General features: G+C 65.1%; 18 protein-coding genes. 9 read left to right on the top strand and 9 right to left on the bottom strand.

The features are described 5' to 3' along the window. The first annotated feature begins 47 nt into the window (after positions 1-47). Together K408_RS0116250 and K408_RS0116245 are read left to right on the top strand one after the other, a co-directional pair. Positions 48-1,562, top strand: a complete 1,515-nt coding sequence (locus K408_RS0116250) for an ATPase domain-containing protein (RefSeq protein WP_024339605.1) — start codon at positions 48-50, stop codon at positions 1,560-1,562. Continuing rightward, positions 1,559-3,265: an ATP-binding protein gene (locus tag K408_RS0116245; RefSeq protein ID WP_024339604.1), complete on the top strand. Its 1,707-nt coding sequence runs from the start codon at positions 1,559-1,561 to the stop codon at positions 3,263-3,265. Before K408_RS0116250 ends, K408_RS0116245 begins: the two co-directional genes overlap by 4 nt. Positions 3,266-3,311: 46 nt before the next feature. Here the strand turns inward: K408_RS0116245 and K408_RS0116240 are convergent, their stop codons facing one another. The 4 genes from K408_RS0116240 to K408_RS0116225 form a co-directional block, all read right to left on the bottom strand. Next, the gene (locus K408_RS0116240) at positions 3,312-3,554 is read right to left on the bottom strand and encodes a hypothetical protein (RefSeq protein ID WP_024339603.1); all 243 of its coding nucleotides are present in this window, start codon (positions 3,552-3,554) and stop codon (positions 3,312-3,314) included. Positions 3,555-3,572: 18 nt separating this feature from the next. Continuing rightward, entirely contained in the window at positions 3,573-4,691 is a 1,119-nt protein-coding gene (locus tag K408_RS0116235) for a DUF2336 domain-containing protein (RefSeq protein WP_024339602.1), read from the bottom strand. 270 nt (positions 4,692-4,961) lie between these two features. Beyond that, positions 4,962-8,588 (bottom strand): AsmA family protein, encoded by a 3,627-nt coding sequence (locus K408_RS0116230; protein ID WP_024339601.1) that lies wholly within the window; start codon positions 8,586-8,588, stop codon positions 4,962-4,964. A 188-nt stretch (positions 8,589-8,776) separates the two neighbouring features. Next, a complete protein-coding gene (locus K408_RS0116225) occupies positions 8,777-10,006 on the bottom strand; it encodes a cytochrome P450 (RefSeq protein ID WP_024339600.1) in 1,230 nt (409 codons plus the stop codon). A gap of 131 nt (positions 10,007-10,137) precedes the next feature. On the opposite strand from K408_RS0116225, the gene K408_RS0116220 reads away from it, so the two are divergent. Continuing rightward, positions 10,138-10,749, top strand: a complete 612-nt coding sequence (locus tag K408_RS0116220; protein WP_024339599.1) for a TetR/AcrR family transcriptional regulator — start codon at positions 10,138-10,140, stop codon at positions 10,747-10,749. A gap of 66 nt (positions 10,750-10,815) precedes the next feature. On the opposite strand, the gene K408_RS42750 is transcribed toward K408_RS0116220, so the two are convergent. Continuing rightward, positions 10,816-11,142, bottom strand: a complete 327-nt coding sequence (locus tag K408_RS42750; protein WP_057196595.1) for a hypothetical protein — start codon at positions 11,140-11,142, stop codon at positions 10,816-10,818. A 371-nt stretch (positions 11,143-11,513) separates the two neighbouring features. Between K408_RS42750 and K408_RS0116200 the strand changes: the two genes are divergently transcribed. From K408_RS0116200 to K408_RS0116190, 3 genes are all read left to right on the top strand, one after another. After that, on the top strand, positions 11,514-11,780 hold the full coding sequence (locus K408_RS0116200; protein WP_024339598.1) for a hypothetical protein: 267 nt from the start codon (positions 11,514-11,516) through the stop codon (positions 11,778-11,780). Beyond that, positions 11,773-12,069, top strand: a complete 297-nt coding sequence (locus tag K408_RS0116195) for a hypothetical protein (protein ID WP_024339597.1) — start codon at positions 11,773-11,775, stop codon at positions 12,067-12,069. The genes K408_RS0116200 and K408_RS0116195 overlap by 8 nt, the downstream gene beginning before the upstream one ends. Positions 12,070-12,153: 84 nt before the next feature. Further along, a complete protein-coding gene (locus tag K408_RS0116190; RefSeq protein ID WP_024339596.1) occupies positions 12,154-12,432 on the top strand; it encodes a DUF1488 family protein in 279 nt (92 codons plus the stop codon). A 25-nt stretch (positions 12,433-12,457) separates the two neighbouring features. Here the strand turns inward: K408_RS0116190 and rpsU are convergent, their stop codons facing one another. Beyond that, positions 12,458-12,733 carry a 30S ribosomal protein S21 gene (gene rpsU, locus K408_RS0116185; protein ID WP_024339595.1) on the bottom strand — a complete coding sequence of 92 codons (276 nt, stop codon included), beginning with the start codon at positions 12,731-12,733 and terminating at the stop codon, positions 12,458-12,460. A 442-nt stretch (positions 12,734-13,175) separates the two neighbouring features. On the opposite strand from rpsU, the gene K408_RS0116180 reads away from it, so the two are divergent. The 3 genes from K408_RS0116180 to K408_RS0116170 all read left to right on the top strand — a co-directional run bounded on the left by K408_RS0116180 (position 13,176) and on the right by K408_RS0116170 (position 13,997). Next, positions 13,176-13,385 (top strand): cold-shock protein, encoded by a 210-nt coding sequence (locus K408_RS0116180; RefSeq protein WP_024339594.1) that lies wholly within the window; start codon positions 13,176-13,178, stop codon positions 13,383-13,385. Positions 13,386-13,482: 97 nt separating this feature from the next. Then, complete coding sequence (locus K408_RS0116175; protein ID WP_024339593.1) at positions 13,483-13,725, top strand: hypothetical protein; 243 nt, start codon at positions 13,483-13,485, stop codon at positions 13,723-13,725. A gap of 59 nt (positions 13,726-13,784) precedes the next feature. Next, on the top strand, positions 13,785-13,997 hold the full coding sequence (locus tag K408_RS0116170; protein ID WP_024339592.1) for a hypothetical protein: 213 nt from the start codon (positions 13,785-13,787) through the stop codon (positions 13,995-13,997). Positions 13,998-14,031: 34 nt separating this feature from the next. Here the strand turns inward: K408_RS0116170 and K408_RS0116165 are convergent, their stop codons facing one another. The 3 genes from K408_RS0116165 to K408_RS0116150 all read right to left on the bottom strand — a co-directional run bounded on the left by K408_RS0116165 (position 14,032) and on the right by K408_RS0116150 (position 17,564). Further along, a complete protein-coding gene (locus K408_RS0116165; RefSeq protein WP_024339591.1) occupies positions 14,032-14,268 on the bottom strand; it encodes a DUF6894 family protein in 237 nt (78 codons plus the stop codon). Between the two features lie 249 nt (positions 14,269-14,517). Further along, a complete protein-coding gene (locus K408_RS0116155) occupies positions 14,518-14,862 on the bottom strand; it encodes a hypothetical protein (protein WP_024339589.1) in 345 nt (114 codons plus the stop codon). A 116-nt stretch (positions 14,863-14,978) separates the two neighbouring features. Continuing rightward, complete coding sequence (locus K408_RS0116150) at positions 14,979-17,564, bottom strand: EAL domain-containing protein (RefSeq protein ID WP_024339588.1); 2,586 nt, start codon at positions 17,562-17,564, stop codon at positions 14,979-14,981. Positions 17,565-17,645 lie beyond the last annotated feature (81 nt).

The following is a 17,645-nucleotide window of genomic DNA, read 5'->3' as shown; positions in this document are numbered from 1 at the left end:
CGGAGCGCATGGCGAGCTTTCGGAAGATTTCCGCGTAAGGGGGGTTCATGACCGGTCAATCCGCGGCTGCTCCAGGCAGCGACCTCAAGGATTTGCCGAGGGTTTCGACCGGCAGCGAAGGGCTGGACGACATCCTCGGGGGCGGTCTCGATGCCAACCGGATGTATCTCTACGAGGGGCGGCCGGGCACGGGCAAGACCACGATTGCCCTCCAGTTTCTTCTACGTGGGGTGCGCGACGGCGAACGCGTTCTCTACATCTCTCTCTCCGAGACCAAGAGCGAGCTCACTGTTGTGGCCGAGCGCCACGGATGGTCACTGGACGGTGTCGACATCTTCGAGCTCGTTCCGCCGGAAACAACGCTTGACCCCGAGCGGGAGCTTACGGTTTTTCATCCCGCCGAAATGGAGCTGAGTGAAACCACCGGTTTGATCTTCAAGGAAGTCGAACGGATCAATCCCTCCCGCGTGGTGCTCGACAGCCTGTCCGAACTTCGCCTGCTGGCGCAGAACCCGCTGCGATACAGGCGCCAGGTTCTGGCCCTCAAGCACTTCTTCACCAATCGTAACTGTACCATCGTGCTGCTCGACGATCTCTCGTCGTCTCAGGACGACTTGCAGCTGCATTCGATCGCGCACGGCGTCGTGATGCTCGAACAGCTTGCCATAGACTACGGTGCCGAGCGGCGACGGCTTCGCGTGATCAAGATGCGCGGCATCCGGTTTCGCGGCGGCTACCACGACTTTACCATCATGCAAGGGGGCCTGCGGATCTTCCCCCGGCTCGTGGCGGCCGAGCATCACAGGTCGTTCGAAGGTGACACGGTATCCAGCGGCAACGCCGAGCTCGATCGTCTCCTGGGCGGCGGGCTCGAGCGCGGCACCAACGCGCTTCTCCTCGGCTCTGCCGGCGTCGGCAAGTCGTCGGTTGCGCTGACCTACGCCATCGCGGCAGCGGCACGTGGCGAGCACGCGGTATTCTTCGCCTTCGATGAAGGGCGCGGAACGATTGAGGCACGGGCCCGGACGCTCGGCCTGCCTCTGGACAAGCATCTCGCCTCCGGGAAGATCCGGTTTCAGCAAATCGATCCCGCCGAATTGTCGCCCGGTGAGTTTGCGGCAGGCCTCCGCCGCAGCGTCGAGGTCGACAATGCACGCGTGATCATCATCGACAGCCTGAACGGCTATCTGAACGCGATGCCGGATGAACGCTTTCTCATTCTGCAGATGCATGAACTGCTCAGCTATCTGGCCCAGCAGGGCGTGTTCACAATCCTCATCCTAGCCCAGCATGGGCTTGTCGGTCCCATGGATACGCCAGTCGATCTCAGTTATCTGAGCGATGCAGTCGTCATGCTACGCTATTTCGAGTTCGCGGGAACGGTTCGGCGCGCCTTGTCGGTCGTCAAGAAGCGCAGCGGCAGCCATGAGCATGGCATCCGCGAATTCCGGCTCGGCAGCAGCGGGATCAAAGTTGGCCCGCCGCTTCACGAGTTCAGCGGCATCTTTTCCGGCAATCCGCGCTATACCGGCACGGTACTCCCGGAAGGGCCGGGCGAATGACCGCCGATCGCGATCACCGCGTTCTCGTATTCGCCCCGATCGGCCGCGACGGACCAGCCTCGGCCGAACTCTTGCGCAGCGCGAATCTCAACGCGATCAATTGCCGGGACTTGCCCGAGCTCGTCAGCGAAATGGCGGCAGGCGTCGGCACCGTGTTTCTGGCCGAGGAAGGATTGTTCGGCAAAGACACCGAACCGCTGGCGCAATGGATCGCCAGCCAGCCGCCGTGGTCCGATCTACCCTTCGTCGTTCTCACCAGCCACCGCGAGCAGCCGGCGGTCGTCGCCTGGCGGCGCAGCATCGTCGAACTTCTTCGCAACGTTTCATTGCTCGAACGTCCTGTTCAGCCGATCACGCTGACCAGCGCAATTCAATCAGCGACACGGGCACGCCGGCGCCAATATGAAATTCGTGCTCTTCTCGAAGCGCGCGAGCAGACCGCACAAGAGCTCGAGAAACTGGTTATCGAGCGGACGCGGGCACTGGAGGAAGCCAACGAGCAGCTGCGGCTGGAAATCAAGGAGCGCGCTCGGGTCGAGGAAACCCTTCGCCAGGCCCAGAAAATCGAAGCCATCGGCCAGCTCACCGGTGGCGTGGCGCATGACTTCAACAACCTCCTGATGGTGATCTCCGGCGGCCTCGACATGATCGACCGCCAGACGGATCCGAGCCGGCGTCGCCGCCTGATGGACGGGATGATCCAGGCCGCGCAGCGCGGTGCCAGCCTGACCAAGCAGCTTCTGGCTTTTTCCCGGCGGCAGAAGCTTCGGCCGCAGCCCGTCGACGTCGCCGCGCAGATCGGCGGCATGCGCGAGCTGCTCGACCGCAGTCTGAGGGGCGACGTTCATGTCGAGTTCGACTTTCCGGAGCAGCTTTGGCCTGTGGAGGTCGACCCCGGCGAGCTCGAGCTGGTCGTTCTCAACCTGGCCGTCAATGCCCGCGACGCGATGCCCAATGGCGGCACGATCGTCGTGCGTGGGGAGAATCTGCCTGATCTGAACGAGGATCAGATCTCCGGCGACTACGTCCGGCTATCGGTGATCGACACCGGCGTCGGCATGCCTCCGGAGATTCTGTCGCGCGTGTTCGAACCGTTCTTCACGACCAAGGACGTGGGAAAGGGGTCGGGGCTCGGGCTCGCGCAGGTCCATGGATTTGCGAAGCAATCCAGGGGTACGGTCCGCATTCGGTCGGAGGTTGGCCGGGGCACGAGCATCGAGCTGTACCTGCCGCGATCGTTCGATGCTCCTTCCAGCGAGCGGCATCTCATCGATCTCACCAGGGTGCGGCCGAAAAAGAGCAATCAGGGGCAAGTCCTGCTGGTGGAGGACGATGATGAAGTTGCCGCACTCGTCAGCGAGATGCTCGGCCAGCTCGGTTACGAGGTCACGCGCGCCTCCAGCGCCGCGGCAGCGCTCGGTGCCCTGGCTGACGGGCGTCGCATCGATCTGATCTTCTCCGACATCATGATGCCGGGTGGCATGAACGGGGTCGAGCTTGCGCGCGAGATCAAGAACAGACGAAGTGACATCCCGATATTGCTGACCAGCGGATACGCCGAAGCCTCGGTCAGCGACGCGGAGAGCGCGGGTATCGAGATATTGCCCAAGCCCTATCACATCGACGAGCTCGCTGCAGCCTTGGCCGCCGCGAAGTCAAACCTTCGGCGCGATGCGGAATCCAAACGCTCGAGTTCCCGTTGAGAGCAGCCCAGGATTCGCCGCGCTCCATCCAGGCTACGCGTGATCTCTACCTGAAGTACCCCAGCACGAGATCGATATCCGAGCTGCGGGCCGCCGTGCCGTTCAGCTCGGCGTCGATGACGCGGCGGCAGGCGTCCACCGCGGCATGGTCGCCGAGGTCGTTGGCCGCTTCGAGCACGAGCCAGGCGGCGTCGACCGAGGACTTGTCCGGAGCCGCGCCGCCGAGATCGGCGTTCACGGCATTGCCGGGATTCTTCTTGCGAACGGCGGTGCCGAATTGAGGCAACATTGCAGACACTCCCTCTCCTCAGTGGACCTGTAGCTCGGGCTGACGGCCCGCATCAGCACCGGCGCCGGTCTTCCGCGACTGGTAGAACTTCAAGATGCTGCGCGAGGTCTCGATCTTGAGCCGGCCGAAATCGCGCTCGTTGTCCTGCAGGTCGCGCGCCGTGATCAGGTGATCCTTGGCGCCGAGAAACAGGAGCGACATCGTCGTGTCCCAGGAGAAATCGAGCGCCTTGCACAGGACCAGGATCATCTCGCGGTTGCGGTCCATCAGCGCACGCTCGATCACGTCCACAGGCAGCGAGGACAGCAGCGACAGGCCGATCTGCACTTCGTCGAAACGATGCTGGCGCGCATAGTTCGAGATGGAGTCCTGATTGAGGTTGCCCTGCCGGTACTGCGTCGTGACCACGCGCTTGGCGACGAAATAGCTGCGCGAGGACGGGCCGAACTTGGACTGAAGATCGCCGGTCACCTCGGTCACCGAGCTCTGGATCTGCGCCATCATTTCGGGCCGCTCGGTCTCGAGGCGGCGGCGGACGTCTTCCGACGCCTTCGAGATGAGCTGCTGGAAGATGTGGCGCGGCACGTCCTTGCGCAGGCCAAGCTGTTCGGCGAGAATCGAGTCGCCTTCGGCGCGGCGGACCATGTGCAACAGGCCTGATCCGGAGAAGCGCGCGCCCTCGTTCTTTGCAACGGATGTCACGACCTCCTGGTTGCCGCGCTTGACCAGCACGTCGGTCACGGCCTCGCCGATCGACTTGCGCTGGGAGATCGCGAGCAGATGCGACTGGCTCTTGGTCAGGGCACTCTCCACCAGCATCTTCTCGTCGATACGAGTGGAGTCGCGCAGCACCGGACCCGCCACCTCGATCTCGTCGTCGAGCGCGAGCTTCTCGATGACGTTGAGAGGCGCGTGATCGCAGGCCGACATCATCTCCGAAAGCTGCGCGCGCGCAGCAACCTCGATCTCCTCGGCGAGCCGGCCGATGACCTCGCCGAACGTGGAGATCTCGTCGTCGCTGTAGCGGCCGGTGATCAGGATATCGGTTGCGTGCCACAGCGCCTTGGCCCGGCTTTCGTCGGTCCCGCGCGCGATCGCGTCGTCCAGATCCTGCAGAAGCGATTTCGCCCCGTCCATCTCGATCACCCCAGTTCTTGGTCGCCTTTTGGCGAGCCGTCCCGCCGCTGGGGCGAGACGCCGAATTCCTCGGGAACGGACGCTAGAGGCGAAACGCGAGAATTCGGTAAAATCGGCAAATCAGTTTTGCCGGGCAAAATTCATTCAAATGCGGGAGAATGGGTCAATCGGTTGAAAAGGTGCCGCGCAGGAGGTGCGCTTCCTCGCCCGTTTGCGGGAGGACGGGAGAGGTGAGCGAGGCCGCAGCTCAATTCGCGCAAACCAACGGGCTTACGGATTCTGCGGCGTCAGCACCAGCGGCGGCTTTGGCCTGGGCTTTGCGGGCGCCGGCCCCGGGGCTGGCTTCACGTCGATCGGCGGCGGCAGCGGCGCAACATGCTGGCTCGCGAGCGGCGGGCTCGGCGCGGCGGGGGCCGCCTGCGGCGCTTTCGGCGTCGGTGCGGCCTTGGGTTCAGTCCTGGGCTTGGCCGGCGCCCGGCGCGGATCCTGGCCCGGGAGCGGCACGCTGGCGGGCGGCTGCTCTGGCGCAATTTCCGGAGAGACCAGCGTCGGCAGCGCTGCGGTGGCGGGCGGCGGCTCGCCGCGCTCGATGGCATCTAGTCGTCGCGTCTCGCGATCGATGGTGCGGACGGCAAGCCATGACGACAGCGGCGTGACGTCGATGGTGCGGCTCAACCTGTCGGGCGGCCCAGCCGCGAACAGCTGAATCTCCGGGGGCGCGCCGGAAAGCCCGGTCATGATCGGCGTCAGGCTGGCGCGGATGTCGGCCTGGTCGGCGGGAATGTCGTAGCCGCCGGAAATGATGGCGCGGGCGTTCTTGGCCTCGAGCGGCGTTGCGCCGACGCGCAGGCGGCCGTCGCGGATGGTGAACGGAATCTGCGCCGAGGGTACCGCGATGCGACCTGCCGACAGCACGGGCTCGACGAGCTGCCGCAACCGGTTGTCGTCGCTGACCTGACCGCCGTCGCTGGCGCGGATCGCGATCTCGAAGGCACGGGGATTGAGGCCCGCGATCTCGGCGGACTCGAGCGTCACCGTGCCGTTGCCGGCGAGAGCGCCGGCAAGCGCCGCGACGCTGCGGCCCTGGCTGGTCAGCGCCATCTGCACCGAAGCGCGTCCCTTCGGCAGCCCGAGGTCGCGATAGCGCAGCGCCGCCGCGTCGACATTGCCGAGCTCGATGCGTGCGTTCAGCGCAAGACCAGCCGCGCCATTGCGCACGTCGAAGCTTGCGGACATCTCGCCGCCACCGACGCTGCCCTTGAGCGCATCCAGCGCGAGCGACTGGCCGTCGCTGCGGACCGTGCCGCCGAAAGGGCGCAGCTCGATGCCACCCGGCAAGGTCGCGCGCAACGCCTGGAAGGCGATGCGACCGCGCCAGTTGCTGACGAGCCCGGCACTGAGCGGCTCGCTGGAGTCATGTCCGGCCGCGCCGATGGCGATTGCGAACGCAGGCGCAAGATCGAGCGAATCGAGGCCAATCTCGCCCTCGAGGGTCCTGTCCTGATCGAGCGTCACTGAAACACGGCCGCGCAAATGCGAGCCCGCTGCGGTGCCGTCGAGATCATCGAGCGTCAGACGGTTTGCCGAGAGCGTGAGACGAGAGGACAGGCTGACATTCTGCACCGATCTGTCGCCCGGGCTAATGCCGAGCAGCGGCGCCAGATTGACGTTGCGCAGGCGCAGGTTCACGCTGCCTTTCGGTTCCGACAGATCGACGCTGCCTTGCGCATCGGCGTCCAGCCCGCCGCCGCTGAACTTTGCGTTCAACTGCACCGGACGGCGCCAGGCGCCGCTCAGCCGGCCCTCGAACTGCCCGGCGCCCTCGCCTGCCGCCACCATGCGATCGAGCCCGAGCAGCGCCAGCAGCGCACCGGCCTGCGGCGCCGACACTTTCGAGTCCAGCGTGAAGTCGCTGCTCCGCAGGCGGTCGAGGTCGACGCCGCCAATGGCGGCCGCCTGCGTCTGTGCGGTCAGCGTCGCACTGGCCTTGAGTTGAGGTGCGTCGAGATCGAGCACGGCGCGGACATTGCTGCGGTCCGCATGCTCGGCGCTGTTGTCGAGGCTGAGATCGAGCTTGAGACGGGTCGCGCCTGACGATGACGGGAGGGCATCGAGGCGCGCGCGCAGCGCCGGCGCAAACGGCTCGGTCAGCGCGGTCAGCTCGCGCAGCGAACTGGCCGAGGATTTCAGCGCGAGCTTGCCGGTGACCTTGGTGCGGTCGAAGCTGCCGCTCGCCTCCGTGGTCACGCCGCTGGCCTGGCCGAAGCGCAACTGCTCCAGCGTCAGCGATGCGGGGCTGTAAGCGAGCTTGGCTGCGAACGGCCGCAGCTCCTGACCGGCGGAGATCGCGCGGCCGATATCGAGCGAGAGCTTCGCCTCTTCCGGCCACTCGCCTTGCGGCCCCGCCAGCGCGCGCACGAAGCTTGCGGCGGCATCGAGGTCGAGACGGTCGGCCTTCAGGTCCGCATCGATCCGCGAGCCCCGGCTCGCGCCGGTCTGCACGAAGACGATACGTCCCTCCACGGCGCCGCCGTCGATATCGGCCTTCAGCCTGTCGATGGCGAGATGATTGGCGGCGATCGTGACGTCGCCCGCGAGCCGCAGCGGCCGGCTGCTGCGGCGATTGATTTCGCTGCGGCCCTGGAGCCAGGCCACCAGCGCGTCGGGGTCTGAGGACTCCACGCTGAGCCGGCCGCTGAAGCTGTCGGCGCCGGGAGCTGCGCCATTGAGCGAGAGCTGCGTCATCCCGGGCGCGCGCAGTTCGAGCCGCCGGAAGGTCCAGGATCGTCCGTCGGTCGCAAGCTCGGCCGCGATGTTCTGAAGCGGACGGCCGCCAAGCATGATCTGGTCGGCATTGAACTCGATCTGAGCCGGGATCGGCGCCTGCGGGATCGCCGCCAGCCCTGCGCGCAGCGCCGGCATGACGCGCTGCGGATCGGCATCGGTCCTGCCGGTCAGCTTGTCGGCATCGACCTGCCGCGCCGACAGCACCGTTCGCAGCAGCGGCGAGGCGCCGAACCTGAGATCGCCGACGCCCCCAAATTTCAGCGCCGCGTCCTCGGTGCCGAAGCTCGCATCGATCTGGTCGAATTTGGCGCCGGCCGGATCGGCTTTGAGCCTGGTCGCGAGCTTCCAGGGCGTCGGCCCCGCCTCGCCGGGCTTCTTGGTCTCCGGCACGGCGAGCGTCAGCGCGCCGTCGAATTTCGGCTGCCGGTTGTCGAAGGCGAGCACCCCTTCGAGGTCGGCGAGAATGGCACGCTCGCCGGGATCGATGTTGAGATGCAGACGCGTGGCCTTGCCGTCGGCGCTGGGACCGGAGGAGATGCGAAACGGGTAGCGCACCCCATCGGCGCTGAAGCTGCCGTCGCCCCGCACCGAGCCCGCGAGCGAGCGCACGTCGCCGGAGAAGGCGATGTCGTTCAATTCCAGCGTCGAGCGACTGGCGGCATCGTGCAGGGCGATGCGGCCGGTGAGATGGAGCCGCTCGATGGCGAGCGAGGCCAGATTGAAGGTGCCGCTCGCGGTGGAAGGCAAGTCGACCCGCCCGCGCGCGTCCAAGCCGAGATCGACCGCCATGCCGCCCACCGAAAGCTCGGTGGCGCGCCATTCCCCGCGCATCAGCGAGCCCAGGCTGAACTCGACGTCGAGCTTGTCGGCGCGCAGGCGCCCGAGATCGTTGTTGCCGCCGAAGGTGACGCCGCGCAGCCGCAGGGTCGGCGCCGGCAACAGCCGTGCGTCGAGTTCGCCCGCGACCCGCACCGGCACGCCGATGATCTTGGCAGCCTCCGCCTCGAACTGGGGCCTGAACTGGTTCCAGTCGATGTAGTAAGGCCCGATCAGCGCGGCCAGCAGCGCAATGATGAAGGCAATCGCCAATCCGAGCAGCGTCGTCTGCACGGGTCTCCCCTCGGCCAAACCGGCATCCGGACCAAACCCTGGCCGCAGCGGACTTCAGGCGTGCCGGAACAGCCCTTATATAGAGGGAAGTGTGGCGAAGTCACAGCGACTGTTGCGCGCGGCGGTTAACGGGACGACCCTCATGGTGAGGCGCTGCGCCCGCGATGTCAGCTCCTACCGGCCAGCGCCTACCAGCTCGCGGGCAGCCGCTTCAGGCCGCGCAGCACGAAGGTCGGCCGCCATTCCGGGTTTTCGACATCGTCGATGCGCAGATCCGGCAGCCGCCGCAGCAGCGTGGCGATGGCGATTTCGGCCTCGATGCGCGCCAATTGGGCGCCCAGGCAGAAATGGATGCCGCCGCCGAACGAGAGCGGCCTCACGTTCTGGCGGGTGACGTCCAGCCGGTCGGGCCGGTCAGGATAGACCGCGGGGTCGCGGTTGGCCGAGCCGAGCAGGCAGAGCACGGTCTCGCCCTTGGGTATCCTCACGCCGCCGAGGTCGTCGAAATCCTCCAGCGCGACGCGACCGGTCATCTGGACCGAGGAATCGTAGCGCAGGAATTCCTCGATCGCGCCCTCCATCAAGTCCGGCCGCGCCTTGAGCAGCGCAAGCTGATCCGGATTGCGGTGAAGCGCGAGCAGCCCGTTGCCGATCAGGTTGACCGTGGTCTCGTGGCCTGCGCCGAACAACAGGATGATGTTGGCGGTCAGCTCCTCGTTAGTGAGCTTGTTGCCGTCCTCCTCGGCCTGCACGAGCTGGGTGATGAGGTCGTCACCGGGATTCTTGCGGCGCAGCTCGAACAGCTGCTGGAAATACATCTGCGCCATCAGGTTGCCGGCGTTGCCTTGGCTGATCTCCTCCGGAGACAAGGGCACGGGATCAAGCAGCCGCCCGCCGTCGCGCGAGCTCTTGTAGAAGGTCTCGCGATGCTCCTCGGGAATGCCGAGCATGTCGCAGATGATGGTGACGGGCAGGCGGAAGGCGAAATCCTCGATCAGGTCCATATGGCCGCGGTCGATCACGGCGTCGATGGTCTGGTCGACGATCTGCTGGATCCGCGGCCGCATGTCCTCGACGCGGCGGGCGGTGAAGGCCTTGACCACGAGGCCGCGCAGGCGGGTATGGTCCGGCGGATCGGCTTGCAGCATCCAGTAGCTCATGCTGCGAAACACCGGCTCCTTCATGATCTCGGGGCCGTAGCGGCGCGTGGTGCGATCGACGAAATCCTTGCCGAAGCGCTTGTCGCGCAGCACGAGACTGACCTCGGCATGGCGGCTGGCGACGAACTGGCCGAACGGCGTCACGTGGATCGGATCGAGCGTGCGCAGCCGGTCGTAATGCGGGTAGGGATCGCGGATGAAATCCGGCGAGAGCGGGTTGAACAGCGGTCCGCCGGCCGGTTGCACTTGCTCGTTCATGGTGACCTCAGATCGGTTGCCGCATGACACGAATACGCAAGGCTGCCCCATGCGCCCGGCGTAACCATCCCTGAAAATTATCAACTCGATACATTCTTGTATCGAGTTGCATTCTGCCCTAGCCTTGCGCGATGTCAAGGGTGAGGACGAGACCGACCAGGGACGACACGCGCGACAAACTGTTCGAGGCGGCCGCCCGCGTGTTCGAGGCGGACGGCATCGGCGGCGCCAGCATCGAGGCGATCGCGGCGGCGGCGGGCTTCACCCGGGGCGCGTTCTATTCGAATTTTGGCAGCAAGGACGAATTGATCATCGCCATGCTGGAGGACCATGTCGAGCAATCGATCCGGCGCAACATGGACATCCTCGCCCAGCACGACAATCTCGACGATTTCATCGCGGCGCTGAAGACGATGGACCGGAGCCGGCAGGATCCGCTCGGCCGCTCGCCCCTCCTCCACATGGAGATGATCCTGTTCGTCGCGCGCGCCGAGAAGCGCCGGCCCGAACTGGCAAAACGCCTGCGGGCGCGGCGCAAGCTGGTCGCCGACATCATTGAGGCGACATTGAAGAGCAATGGCAGGAACAGCTCGGTAAACCCGCCCTGGATGGCCTCGATCGTGCTCGCGCTGGAAGACGGATTTCGCCTGCACCGGCTGATCGACCCGGAAACGACCCCGGCCGACAGTTTCCTGCGCGCCATCACGGATCTCAGGCGCAGGACGGGATTGGCCTCGGACTAGACGGCAAGCTTTCCGGCGATCCCACCGGCAAGGCCGTGAAAATCCTCAGATGCGGCCGGCCGGCTGCTACTTCTTCTTTGCAGGTCCGAAATCCGGCTGCCAGGCGGCTTCCTTGCGGGACGGTGCCGCAGCGATGACCTTGGCCTTGTCCTTCTTCGGCTTCTTGGCTTCGCGGTTGCCGCGTTGCTGGCCCTTTGCCATGTCGCTCTCCCTTGCTGGTTTGAGTTCGTCGAATTCATTCGGCTGCAGGACACGGCCACGCGGGGTGCAGACCCTGACGTCCATGTAGCCCTCGCGCAGCAGTTTTTCCGCGAGACGTAGCGCGACGGTCGCAGTTCCACGGCCGAGATTGGAGCTGCCGTATTCGTTGGTTCCGCTCACCAGATACGGCACGCGTATCGTCCTAGCCATTGAGGACCGCAGCGGCGCAGACGAGAAGCAGAAGAAACAGCGGAACGATCACCGGCGGCACGATCCATTCCGAGATGCGTACACGCGACATCGAATGCTCCTGCGAAGCCTTCGGCGGGAGCACACGTGACCCTCAGTCACCGGTCGATGCCGTTGAGAAGCGCGGTGATGCCGACGACCCTACGCCCGGGCCGAACCAATAGCGAGCGTTAAATGGGTCGCGGGCTGCCGCCGCGCCGTGACATTAACCGCGCCGGTGCGGAGACGATAGTGCTGGCTATTGCCGTGCCAAAGGCGCATGCTCGCAGGCAGCCGGCACCGGTTGGGGCTTCACTTGCGAAAGGCAGGCGTGCATGACCATCCGCTCGCGGCGAGAGACCGTCATCTTCAGGCATCCGTTTCAGATCCGCGGCATCGAGCGCATCTTGCCGGCGGGCGCCTATGAGGTCGTCACGGACGAGGAGACGATCGACGGCTTGACCTTCGCCGCCTATCGCCGGATTGCCACGATGATCACCGTGCCCGCCGAGGGTGCGCGCGGTGCGATGGAGCGACTGTCGATCGGCTCTGTCGATCTTGCGAATGCGCAAGCTGCAGACGCGAGCATGACCCATGAGTGATCAGCCGGTCGATCTCGATAGGCACCGTGGCATGGCCGCGCAAAAGGCAACCGACCTGCGCCGCGCGCTGGCCGAGGTCGAGGCCCATGTCAGAGAGCTGCGCGAGCGCGAGGCCGATCTCGAACACCGCATGATGACGGTGCCCGCGGCGTCATGGCCGGAGGCTGCGGTGAAGGCGCGCCATCTGCTCAACCTCTATGCTGCGAGCCTGCCCGCCGAGGACACGCGCCACCGCGCGCTTGTGTCGGCGCTGTTCGACGATTTCGCCCGGCTGGCCGGCGAGGGCTGAGCCGAGCGACGTCGCTCGCATTCTCTATGCGCATTCTGAATGCGGGCCGGGAAGCGAAGAGGCACTTACGCAACGGAGTGAGCCATGACGCTGACGAGCGGCCGCTTTATTGGCCACGAATACGACCGGATGATCGTCCGGTTCTCGATGCATGACGGCGCACGGGAGATCCCTTGCGCGATCTCGACGTCCGCGATGGACAATCTCGAGCGAGGCCCCCAGGTCAAGCCCGAACAGCGGGAAGCCCAATTCACCCGTCTGCGGGCTCGCATCGAAGCATGCGCTGCGAACAAGTATCGCGCCACGGAGTTCGAAGGCACGCCGCCGGGCATCGTGCTTCGAGGCATCGATTTCAAGCCATAACTCCATAAGGAGACGAAGACGGCTTCTACTCCGACTTTGATTTGATCTCCGGCAAGGGCGGCTTGCGCTCGAAAGGCTTCTTCTTCGGCGGTGCAGGCAGCAACCCTTCCCTGATCGCCTGCTTTCGGGCGAGCTTGCGGGCACGGCGAATGGCCTCGGATTTCTCGCGGGTCTTGCGCTCGGACGGCTTTTCGTAGGACCGGCGCTGCTTCATTTCCCGGAAGACGCCCTCGCGCTGCATCTTCTTCTTGAGAACGCGAAGTGCCTGCTCAACATTGTTGTCTCTGACGAGTACGTGCATTGATCCTCCTGGCGCGCGGGCTGCGAAAGCGACACGTCCTGCAGGGCAGCCAATTGCGCAGGAGCTTCATTCTCGATTCTTGGGGATAGTAGCGGCGACATTCGTCGCGGCTTCCGATGAGCCGATCTGCCTGTTGCGGGGAGCAGCTTGGTAGCATGGACGTGACCACCGTCGTGCATCGCTGTCAATCGATAACGTCCGGGTGGCAGGTCGATGGAGGCACGCAAAGCGCCTTGATCGGAGCAGACGAACCTGCCCTGCCGTAAACAAACCGGCTTCGCTCCTTGCAAATCCGCGAAACTCATATATATTGAGCTTCGTTCGATTAGCCGCTGTGCCTTGTTGAATGCGCCCGCGGGCTCCTTTTCCAAAGACATCGACGAAGTTGAAGATAAACGCGTGATTGTCACGCGGGATGCGCTTGCGCGCTTTGGAGAAGAAAATGACGACTGGTACAGTCAAGTGGTTCAATGGCCAAAAGGGCTTCGGTTTCATCCAGCCAAACGACGGCGGCAACGATGTGTTCGTTCACATCAGCGCCGTTGAAAGGGCTGGGCTTGCCGGGCTCGGAGAGGGTCAACAGGTCACTTTCGAGATCAAGACCGACAAGATGCGCGGCAAATCCAGCGCCGAGAACCTCTCGCTGGCTTGAGATCGTGGCGCCGTTTCACGGATGTACTGAAACGGCCGCTCCGCCCGCTCAATCTAGGGATTGAGCGGGTTTAGTCGTTTGCGGAGCCGAGTGAACGATGAGCACCAAGAAATCGGCAGAGCCGTCACCCACAAGCATCGCGCGTTCCGATCGCAAGCGCCTGGCCGCTGAAGAAGGCGCGCGGGCGTTGGCTGACGTCGAGAGGCAAGGCATCGAGGTTCGCAAGAACATGGCGCGGCTTCGCGAGGCGCGCCAGGCGAAGGAATCGGCCGATGAAGCTCTTCGGCTGGCGTTGCCGCCGCCGACGCCCAAGAAGCGCTTGAGGAAGCCGGCGCGATAGTCGCCTTCAGCGTCGCCGGCGAAGATCTGAAATGCCGATCACATGCCGGAGAGCAGATCGTGCCTAGACTCAAGCCAGACCACGGAACCATCACCTTCTTTCTCGCCTCCGGCGCAAATCGCCAGATGTGCCGGCTTGCCACGACGTTCAACACACAGAAGCAGGCCTTCAGCTATCTGCAGAAGCACCGAACGGAGTTCGAGCGCATGGCGCGGGCGCGAATGGCCTCAGGCGAGCTCGAAGACGGGATTGTCGTGCTTTCGATGCTCTAGCCGGAGCACGCAAGTGTGAGCACCTTGATCGATCTCAATTGACCAACCGAACTCTCTCGCGGACGAACGTCGCGCTCAAGACGGGACCACCAGCATCCCGAACATTGATGGCAACGCCATCGCTGCTGGCGGACGGCTCGAGCTGTTTGGCGATGTCGGCAAGGGACAGCGCCGCCTCGATCTCTGCGGCCCGCCGGCTGGCAAGATCGAGACCTTCCTCGTCTACGGCGAGCGCTTCACCATCCCAGATATCGAAGTAGAATTGCGACACTAGCTCGTCCTTTCGGACTGGCCTCGTCGTTCAGCCTCCCGCGCCAGCCGTTCAGCCTTCAAGCGCTCTCGATTTGCCTGGAAAGCCTGTTCCGCCTTTTCGTAATCGGTGGCGGGCTTCGCTGCGGCCTGCCTGAAGACATTGTTCGCCTCGATCGCTGCACGCGATTGGGAATGCCGTTTCATTGCTTGTTCTCCATGTCTTTGGTGATTCGAAGTCCCCGATGTCGGCGGCTTCTTCGAGCTCGGCCTATTCCCGGACCCGCTTGTTGCGCTTCGACCGATCAATTCGTACCCGGCCGAACTCCTTGGGTCCATCGAGCAAATCCCGCTTGCGGACCGCCCTACCCTCCGCCGTCGTGGTCGTGTCTCCCATGCCGTCGATCGCATCGGCGGCCATTTTGCGGGCGCGCTGCTTCTGGCGATCCGGCTCGGCGTGGAACGCCAGCCCCAGCTCCACCAGGCGGCTTATTGCCTCCGACAGGCCGGGCTTGTCGTTCTGACGAGCCACCCAGGCCGTGATGGCCCTAAGCTGCGCTTGCGAAGGTCGAAAGCCTGCCGCGCGGACGGTGGCGCTGCTTTCCGGTCTTTTCATCGAGCCCACGCAAATTGCAAACAGGGCATGGCGCGGTGCCCCTCCGGCGGAAGTCGAAGACCAAATCGCCGGATACCGATGCGTTCCAATCTGCGGGGAATATCGCCCAAAGGCAGCTACGCCGTCCGCTTCACCGCCTCGTGTCCGACTGCCGCGACATCGAGCCGTCCCAGCATCGTCCTCGCCTGCTCCGCGCAGTGCTCGATCAGCCAACGTTCGAAGGCGACCGGAGGCAGCGCCGGTGCATAGAGGAAGCCCTGGACGATGTCGCAGCCGAGCTCGGCCAGCGTCTTGCGCTGTCCCTCGGTCTCGACGCCCTCGGCGACCACGGTCATGCCGAGGCCCTGCCCGACGCGGACCACGGCGGTGGCGATCGCAAGCGCGCCCGCATCCGTCTCGATGTCGCGCATGAAGCTGCGGTCGATCTTGAGTTCGCGGATCGGCAGATGCGCGAGCCGGCTCAGGCTGGAATAGCCGGTGCCGAAGTCGTCGACCGAGAGGCCGACGCCGAGCTCGCGGATCGCGTTCATCGTCTCCAGCGCTGCGGCGCCGTCCTGCATGAACGCGCCTTCGGTGATCTCCAGCACCAGCGCGTCCGGCGGCAGATCGTATTCGGCGAGGATGTCCTTGAGCCGCGCAGCCAGCGTGACGTTGCGGAAATTGATCGGCGACAGGTTCACCGAGACACAGGGAATGTTGAGGCCGGCGCGACGCCAGCTCGCCATCTGCCGACAGGCTTCGCGCACCGACCACATGCCGATCTGCTCGATCAGCCCGCATTCCTCCGCGAGCGCGATGAATTTTGCGGGGGAGACGTCGCCGAGCACGGCATCACGCCAGCGCGCCAGTGCCTCGACGCCGTGGATGGCGCCGTCGCAACTGCGGATCTGCGGCTGGTAGCTGAGGCTCAGCGCGCCCTCCGCAGTGGCGCGGCGCAGCGCCGCGATCAGCGCCAACCGCTGCTCGGCCAGCCCGTTCATCTCGGCATTGAAGATGCGGTGGGTCGAGCGGCCAGCCTGTTTGGCCATGTACATGGCAGCGTCGGCCTGTTGCATCAGCGTGTCGATATCGGTGGCGTGATCGGGGTAGAGGCTGATGCCGATACTGGCCGACATCGGCATCAGCTTCGATCCGAGACGCAGCGGCCGGGCCAGCGCTCGGGTGATTTCGGCAGCGACGCGCTCGGCGCTCGCGGCGTTGCGTTGCGGCAGCAGAATGACGAACTCGTCGCCGCCGAGTCGCCCCAGCATGTCGCCGGGGTCGATATGCTCGCGCAGGCGCTGCGCGAGCTGCACCAACAGCTCATCGCCGGCGGCGTGGCCGAGCGTGTCGTTGACGTCCTTGAAGTGATCGACGTCGAGGAAGGCCAGTGCGACATGGCCGCCGGTCGGACAGGCATCAATGGCCGTGGTGATCAGGTGCCGCAGCTGAGCGCGGTTCGGCAACCCGGTGAGGATGTCATGATAGGCCAGCCGCGCGATCTCGGCGCGGGCTTCCTTGCGCTCGATCGCGAAGGCGCCGAGATTGACGCAAGCCTCGACAATGCGCCGGTGCCAATTGCTCGGGGCACGTGACTCCCGATAGTAGAAGGCAAAGGTCGCAATGACGCGGCCGTCCTTGGCCTTGACCGGAGTCGACCAGCAGGCGCGCAGGCCGACCCCGAGCGGCATCGCCTTGAAAGGCTGCCAGCGCGGATCAGTGTCGAGATCGGTCGCCAGCACCGGCTCGCCATAGAAGGCGGCGGTGCCACAAGAGCCCACATTGGGACCGATGGCGAGGCCGTCCAGCGCGCGGGAATAATCCTCAGGCAGGCTGGGACCGCCGAGGGGATGGATCAGGCCGGCGGCATCGATGTGAAGCAGCGAGCAGACGACGTCGGGCGCGATCTCCTCGACGCGGCGGCACAGCCGGTCGGCGATCTCGCCGATCGGCACCTCGTCCGCGAGCGCGGTCATGATGAGCTGCTGAAGTGAGCGCAGCTGCTTGGTTTCTGTGATGTCTTCGAGCAGCGCGAAGATGTGCTTGACCCGGCCCTTCCCGTCGCGGAAGGCATCGATCCGGGCAGAGACCCAGATTTCCTCGCCGTCCCTGGCATAGGTGAGGATATCGGCTTCGCCGCCTGGACCGCCCTTGATGAGACGCCTTCCGATCGTCGTCATGGCCTTCCGGTCGGTGTGGGGACCAGCCAGAAGATCGGTCACTCGCCGGCCTTCCGCCTCCGCGGCGGAGTAGCCGAACAACGATGTGAACGCCGCATTGGTGTAGCGGATGCCCAGCTCCGGGTCGGTGACGAGCACGGCGCGGTTGGTCTGGTCCGAGACGGCGTCGAGCAGCGCAATCCGCGCGCGCCGTTCGACCTCGGCGGTGACGTCGCGCGCGAACACGACGTGATGAACCCCTGTGCCGCTGTCGATGCAGGAAACCGAAATGGCCACCCGGATCCTGCTGCCGTCGCGCCGGGTGAGGCTGATCTCGTCGCGCAACTCCGCGACCGCATCCGCCTGCAGGCATCTGAGATCGAGAATTGCGGCGCCGAGACCGAGCGCCTCAGCGCGCGCGAGCTTCCAGATTCGCTCTGCGGCTGCGTTGAAATGGGTGATGCGGCGCGCGCCGTCGATGATGACGATGCCGTCGTCGGCGCGTTCGAGCGCCGCCCGCAGCACGTCCGGCGCTTCGGTCACAAGACAATCTGAGGCAGTCATCATCGGACCCAGAAGGCATCGGGAATAAATGGCATTCTCCCGACGCTAGCGCTCCGATGGTGTCCAAGACGTTTTTGCGAT

The sequence above is a fragment of the Bradyrhizobium sp. in8p8 genome (assembly GCF_000426845.1).
Lineage (GTDB): Bacteria > Pseudomonadota > Alphaproteobacteria > Rhizobiales > Xanthobacteraceae > Bradyrhizobium > Bradyrhizobium japonicum_C.
This window is presented reverse-complemented; position numbering and strand designations above follow the sequence as displayed.

Coding starts and splice junctions, on each gene's coding strand:
- K408_RS0116250 (WP_024339605.1), top strand. CDS start 48: ATGACCGGTCAATCCGCGGCTGCTCCAGGCAGCGACCTCAAGGATTTG.
- K408_RS0116245 (WP_024339604.1), top strand. CDS start 1,559: ATGACCGCCGATCGCGATCACCGCGTTCTCGTATTCGCCCCGATCGGC.
- K408_RS0116240 (WP_024339603.1), bottom strand. CDS start 3,554: ATGTTGCCTCAATTCGGCACCGCCGTTCGCAAGAAGAATCCCGGCAAT.
- K408_RS0116235 (WP_024339602.1), bottom strand. CDS start 4,691: ATGGACGGGGCGAAATCGCTTCTGCAGGATCTGGACGACGCGATCGCG.
- K408_RS0116225 (WP_024339600.1), bottom strand. CDS start 10,006: ATGAACGAGCAAGTGCAACCGGCCGGCGGACCGCTGTTCAACCCGCTC.
- K408_RS0116220 (WP_024339599.1), top strand. CDS start 10,138: ATGTCAAGGGTGAGGACGAGACCGACCAGGGACGACACGCGCGACAAA.
- K408_RS0116200 (WP_024339598.1), top strand. CDS start 11,514: ATGACCATCCGCTCGCGGCGAGAGACCGTCATCTTCAGGCATCCGTTT.
- K408_RS0116195 (WP_024339597.1), top strand. CDS start 11,773: ATGAGTGATCAGCCGGTCGATCTCGATAGGCACCGTGGCATGGCCGCG.
- K408_RS0116190 (WP_024339596.1), top strand. CDS start 12,154: ATGACGCTGACGAGCGGCCGCTTTATTGGCCACGAATACGACCGGATG.
- rpsU (WP_024339595.1), bottom strand. CDS start 12,733: ATGCACGTACTCGTCAGAGACAACAATGTTGAGCAGGCACTTCGCGTT.
- K408_RS0116180 (WP_024339594.1), top strand. CDS start 13,176: ATGACGACTGGTACAGTCAAGTGGTTCAATGGCCAAAAGGGCTTCGGT.
- K408_RS0116175 (WP_024339593.1), top strand. CDS start 13,483: ATGAGCACCAAGAAATCGGCAGAGCCGTCACCCACAAGCATCGCGCGT.
- K408_RS0116155 (WP_024339589.1), bottom strand. CDS start 14,862: ATGAAAAGACCGGAAAGCAGCGCCACCGTCCGCGCGGCAGGCTTTCGA.
- K408_RS0116150 (WP_024339588.1), bottom strand. CDS start 17,564: ATGACTGCCTCAGATTGTCTTGTGACCGAAGCGCCGGACGTGCTGCGG.